Origin of the sequence: Streptomyces sp. NPDC048389, from assembly GCF_040706335.1 — a bacterium.
GTDB lineage: Bacteria > Actinomycetota > Actinomycetes > Streptomycetales > Streptomycetaceae > Streptomyces.
In genome coordinates this window covers 1-5,530 of record NZ_JBEZKP010000111.1, presented here as the reverse complement: position 1 = coordinate 5,530, position 5,530 = coordinate 1, and the positions used below count along the sequence as shown (strand labels likewise).

The window sequence follows — 5,530 nt, the reverse complement described above, 5'->3', positions numbered from 1 at the left end:
GCCCCGGCGTGTCTCCCCCCCCGCCCGGCGGCAGCCCCCCCCCCCCCGCCCTCCCCCCCCCCCTGGGCGGCCGGTCCTCGCCCCCCCCCCCCCCCCCCGACTCGTGCGTGCCCGCGTTGCGGTGGTCGCTCAACCCGCCTCGAACGTAACCCTTTAACCGTTTCGCACACCCCTGAAACGTGTCGGCGGAGGCACGGAAGGGGGCCCGTGCGCCCTTGACAGCGGGGTGTTCGATTGCCGACACATCGGGCCGGGTCCGGCGGATTGTGTTGCTGCGGACCGGTGACACGCCATAGAGTCGCCAACCGTCGGCATGGTGCCACGCTGACCTATCGATAAGTTTCCTGGTCACCGTCCAAGGAGGTAAGACGACTTGTGAATGAGTCGACATTTACTCCCGGGGGTGGTCAACCGGGAACGGTCTCCGTACGCCCTGAGGGCGTGGCGGCACCCCCATCGGCGGGCCAGGACCCGTCGTCCGGTCTCGAGGCTGTCGGCTCCGTCGCTGTCCGCCCCTTCGCCACGTACCAGCGCCGGCACACGACGCACATGACGACAGCCCACACGATGAAGACGATGGACGGCCAACACGTGAACGCCATGGCCGGCAACGAGAGTGGCCGAGAGTCCACCCACTTCGCCGCCTACGAGGAAGTCCCCGAGGGGCACTTCTACGACCCTGATGCCGAGTACGAGCCCGACCCCGAGTACGCGGCCACCCTCGCGCCCGACGCTGCCCGCCAGCGACGCGAGAGGATCGGCCCCACCGGGCGTCCGCTGCCGTACTTCCCGATCCCGGGACCGCTGACCGACCACGGCCCCGCGAAGATCATCGCGATGTGCAACCAGAAGGGCGGCGTCGGCAAGACGACGTCGACCATCAACCTGGGCGCCGCGCTCGCCGAGTACGGACGGCGGGTGCTGCTCGTCGACTTCGACCCTCAGGGCGCGCTGTCCGTGGGTCTCGGCGTCAACCCGATGGAGCTCGACCTCACCGTCTACAACCTGCTCATGGAGCGGGGCATGTCGGCGGACGAGGTCCTCCTGAAGACGGCCGTGCCCAACATGGACCTGCTGCCGAGCAACATCGACCTGTCGGCCGCGGAAGTACAGCTGGTCAGCGAGGTCGCGCGCGAGTCCACGCTGCAGCGCGCGCTGAAGCCGCTGCTGCCCGACTACGACTACATCGTGATCGACTGTCAGCCCTCGCTCGGCCTGCTCACGGTCAACGCGCTGACCGCCGCGCACAAGGTGATAGTGCCGCTCGAGTGCGAGTTCTTCGCGCTCCGAGGTGTCGCACTGCTGACGGAGACGATCGAGAAGGTCCAGGAGCGGCTCAACCCCGACCTCGAACTGGACGGCATCCTCGCCACGATGTACGACTCGCGGACCGTGCACAGCCGCGAGGTGCTGGCGAGGGTCGTGGAGGCGTTCGACGACCACGTCTACCACACGGTCATCGGGCGCACGGTCCGCTTCCCGGAGACCACCGTCGCCGGCGAGCCCATCACGACGTACGCGTCGAACTCCGTGGGCGCCGCCGCGTACCGCCAGCTCGCCAGGGAGGTGCTCGCCCGGTGTCACGCCGAGTGAGTCTGCCCGGTGCCGACGAGTTGTTCCGTACGACCGGGGGCATGGCGCTGCAGGCGTCGTCCCCGCGCAAGCAGACGAACCCGAACGCGGGTGCCGGTGAACCGCGGGTACCGGCGCAGGGGGAGCAGCCGGACGAGGCGTCGGCACCGACCTCCTCCGAGGAGCACTCCGCGGCAAACGCGGAGTCCTCCGAGGAGGGACGCAGCCGGGCCGCGGACGGCGCGGCGTCGCCGTCCGGCCGGGGCGGCGGCCCGTCGGGCAAGGCCCGCCCCGCGCAGGAAGCCGCGGCCGGTGCGCCGCCCCGCCGCCGGGGGCGCGGCGCGAACCGCCGGCCCAGCGGGCGGGAACGCCACGACGAGAAGATCACGGTCTACGTCTCCGCGGAGGAGCTCATGGACCTCGAACACGCGCGGCTGGTGCTGCGCGGCGAGCACGGCCTGGCCGTCGACCGCGGCCGCATCGTCCGCGAGGCGGTCGCGGTGGTCCTCGCGGACCTCGAGCAGCGCGGCGACGCGAGCATCCTGGTGAGACGCCTGCGGGGCCGCTGACCGGGTAGCCTTCGGGCGCCCGGTCCCCTCCCGCTCCCTGGACCCACATGCCCGCGAACGACGAACCGCCGACTCCGTCCCGCCGCCGCGCCCTGGGGCGGGGACCGGGCGCGACGCGTCCGGCCGGGCCGGAGCCGGGCTCCCCCGCCCCGCCCCTTCCTGAAACCGGGGGCGAGTCCCCGGACCCCGCGACGCACGTGTCACCCGGCGGCCCGGTGCGGGCCGGGGCTGAGGCTGGGGTGGTTGGGCCGGTGGTCGATTCTCCTGCCCCGCCCCTTCCTGAAACCGGGGGCGAGTCCCCGGACCCCGCCGCGACGCACGTGTCACCCGGCCGCGAGGACGGCCCGGTGCGGGCCGGGGCGGGGGGTGAAGCCCCGGGACCGGGAGTCCACGCGGTGCCCGGCGGTGCGGGCGGCCCGGTGCGGGCCGGGGTCGGCGCCCTTGGCGAAGCCCCCGAAACGGAGACGCATGCGTCCGCCGGCGGCGCGGGCGGTCTGGAGTCGGCCGAGGCCGCGCCGCACGGCGGTGGGCCTGGCCCGGACGCGGCCGGGGTCGGCGGGCCGGACGGGGTCGGTGCGCCGCGCGGTCGGGGCCCGGAACCGGAGGCTCCGGTGCCGCGGGTCGGCGGGCCGGGCGGTGACGTCCCGGAACCGGAGGCCCGGGTGCCACAGAGCGGCGGGCCGGCAGGGGCCGAGGGGGGCGGTGCCGGAGGCGACGCGGCGGCGGACGGAGGCGGGTTCCGGGTCCGGCTCGTGAACTTCGAGGGGCCCTTCGACCTGCTTCTGCAACTCATCTCCAAGCACAAGCTCGACGTCACGGAGGTGGCCCTCTCCCGGGTCACCGACGAGTTCATGGCCTACATCCGGGCCATGGGCCCCGACTGGGACCTCGACCAGACCACCGAGTTCCTCGTCGTCGCCGCAACGCTGCTCGACCTCAAGGCCGCGCGGCTGCTGCCCGCCGCCGAGGTCGAGGACGAGGCCGACCTCGCGCTGCTCGAAGCGCGCGACCTGCTCTTCGCGCGGCTCCTGCAGTACCGCGCGTACAAGCAGATCGCCGAGATCTTCGACCGGAGGCTGGACGACGAGGCCCGGCGGTTCCCCCGTACCGTCGGTCTGGAGCCGCACCTCGCCGAGCTGCTGCCGGAGGTCGTCATCAGCATCGGCGCGGAGGGCTTCGCCAAGCTGGCGGTGAAGGCCATGCAGCCCAGGCCGAAGCCCCAGGTGTACGTGGACCACATCCACGCGCCTCTGGTGAGCGTCCGCGAGCAGGCCGAGGTCGTCGTCGCCATGCTCAAGGCGCGCGGCAGGGCCTCGTTCCGGGAGCTGACCGAGGGGGCTGCGGACACGCTGACCGTCGTCGCCCGTTTCCTCGCCCTGCTGGAGCTGTACCGGGAGAAGGCCGTGGCGCTCGACCAGGAGGACGCCCTCGGCGAGCTGACGGTGGTCTGGGCCGCGGAGTCGGCCCAGACGGTGACCGTGACGGACGAGTTCGACCAAGTGGTGGAGGAGAAGCGGTGAGCGACCTCAAGCCCGCCCTCGAAGCAGTCCTCATGATCGTGGACGAGCCGGCGACCGAGGAGCACCTCGCCAAGGTGCTGGAGCGGCCCCGCAGGGCCGTCGCGGACGCGCTGCGCGAGCTCGCGGACGAGTACACCGTCCAGGGCCGCGGCTTCGAGCTGCGGCTCGTCGCCGGCGGCTGGCGGTTCTACAGCCGTCCTGAGCACGCCGCCGCCGTCGAGCGGTTCGTGCTCGACGGGCAGCACGCGAGGCTCACCCAGGCCGCGCTGGAGACCCTCGCGGTGGTCGCGTACCGCCAGCCGGTGAGCCGGTCACGGGTCTCCGCGGTGCGCGGAGTGAACTGCGACGGCGTGATGCGCACCCTCCTCCAGCGGGGTCTCGTGGCGGAGGCGGGCACGGAACCCGAAACAGGTGCGATCCTGTACAGGACGACGAACTACTTCCTGGAGCGGATGGGCCTGCGTGGCCTGGACGAGCTTCCGGAGCTCGCGCCCTTCCTACCGGAGGCGGACGCGATCGAGGCGGAGACGCTGGAAGGGGTTCCGTCGTTCGATCCGGATGCACCGGATCGTGAGGACGCAGACGACAAGACGGAAATTTGATGCGAAGCAGCAGCGGCAGGAACAGCAGCGGAAACAACGGCGGGAGCCGTGGTGGCAACAGCGGCGGCCGCGGCAGCAGCGGTGGTGGCGGGCGCGGCAACCACCGGGCGCCGGATGGGGGCACCCCCCGGCCGAAGGCTGGGGGAAGCCGCGACGACAAGCAGAAGCGCGCGGGCAAGCCGCGCCCCGAGGAGCGCCGCTACGACGTGGCAGGCTCCCCTGAGGCGCCGAAGAAGGGACGCGGCGGCGCGGCCCGCGGCGGCGCCAAGGGCGGCCCCAGGCAGTCGCCGCAGCGCGGCGGTGGCCGCACCGCACCCGCGCGTTCGCGCGAGTACGACGCCCGCTCCGAGGAGCGCAACCGCGAGCGTTACGCGGACAAGCCGGTGATCAAGACGCCCAAGACCTTCGGCGACCAGGAGGGCGAGCGGCTCCAGAAGGTGCTGGCCCGTGCCGGCATGGGGTCGCGCCGGGCCTGCGAGGAGCTGATCGAAGCGGGCCGGGTCGAGGTCAACGGCAAGATCGTGATCGAGCAGGGTGTCCGCGTCGACCCGGAGAAGGACGAGATCAAGGTCGACGGCCTGACCGTCGCGACCCAGTCGTACCTGTTCTTCGCGCTGAACAAGCCGGCGGGTGTCGTCTCCACCATGGAGGACCCCGACGGGCGCCAGTGCCTCGGCGACTACGTCACCAACCGCGAGACCCGGCTCTTCCACGTAGGCCGGCTCGACACGGAGACCGAGGGCATCATCCTGCTCACCAACCACGGTGAGCTCGCCCACCGTCTCACGCACCCCAAGTACGGCGTGAAGAAGACCTACCTGGCCGCCATCCAGGGCCCGCTGCCGCGTGAACTCGGCAAGCGCCTCAAGGACGGCATCCAGCTCGAGGACGGGTACGCCCGCGCGGACCACTTCCGTGTCGTGGAGAACACCGGCAAGAACTACCTCGTCGAGGTCACCCTCCATGAGGGCCGCAAGCACATCGTGCGCCGGATGCTCTCCGAGGCGGGCTTCCCGGTCGACAAGCTGGTGCGGACCGCCTTCGGGCCGATCACGCTCGGCGACCAGAAGTCCGGCTGGCTGCGCCGGCTGACCAACACCGAGGTGGGCATGCTGATGAAGGAAGTCGGTCTGTAACCGTACAAATGAACTGAAAGGGCCCGTGACCTGCCAGGCGGATTCTCGGGGTCCTCGCAACACCTGATGGCTTACGTGGTCGTCAGTAGATCACGCAGGCGCTCGGCTGGGGTTTTCCAGCCGAGCGTTTT

General features: G+C 71.9%; 5 protein-coding genes. All 5 read left to right on the top strand.

What is annotated here, in order from left to right; translation table 11 throughout:
* Positions 1-441 precede the first annotated feature (441 nt).
* Genes AB0903_RS34105 through AB0903_RS34085 form a run of 5 tightly spaced genes read left to right on the top strand, consistent with a single transcriptional unit; the run spans position 442 to position 5,399 of the window.
* Positions 442-1,593 (top strand): ParA family protein, encoded by a 1,152-nt coding sequence (locus AB0903_RS34105; RefSeq protein WP_366708685.1) that lies wholly within the window; start codon positions 442-444, stop codon positions 1,591-1,593.
* Positions 1,578-2,141 (top strand): hypothetical protein, encoded by a 564-nt coding sequence (locus AB0903_RS34100; RefSeq protein WP_366708683.1) that lies wholly within the window; start codon positions 1,578-1,580, stop codon positions 2,139-2,141. Before AB0903_RS34105 ends, AB0903_RS34100 begins: the two co-directional genes overlap by 16 nt.
* Positions 2,142-2,188: 47 nt before the next feature.
* Positions 2,189-3,661: a segregation/condensation protein A gene (locus tag AB0903_RS34095; protein ID WP_366708681.1), complete on the top strand. Its 1,473-nt coding sequence runs from the start codon at positions 2,189-2,191 to the stop codon at positions 3,659-3,661.
* Entirely contained in the window at positions 3,658-4,263 is a 606-nt protein-coding gene (scpB, locus tag AB0903_RS34090; protein ID WP_366708679.1) for an SMC-Scp complex subunit ScpB, read from the top strand. Before AB0903_RS34095 ends, scpB begins: the two co-directional genes overlap by 4 nt.
* The gene (locus AB0903_RS34085) at positions 4,263-5,399 is read left to right on the top strand and encodes a pseudouridine synthase (protein ID WP_366708677.1); all 1,137 of its coding nucleotides are present in this window, start codon (positions 4,263-4,265) and stop codon (positions 5,397-5,399) included. Before scpB ends, AB0903_RS34085 begins: the two co-directional genes overlap by 1 nt.
* Positions 5,400-5,530: the final 131 nt, after the last annotated feature.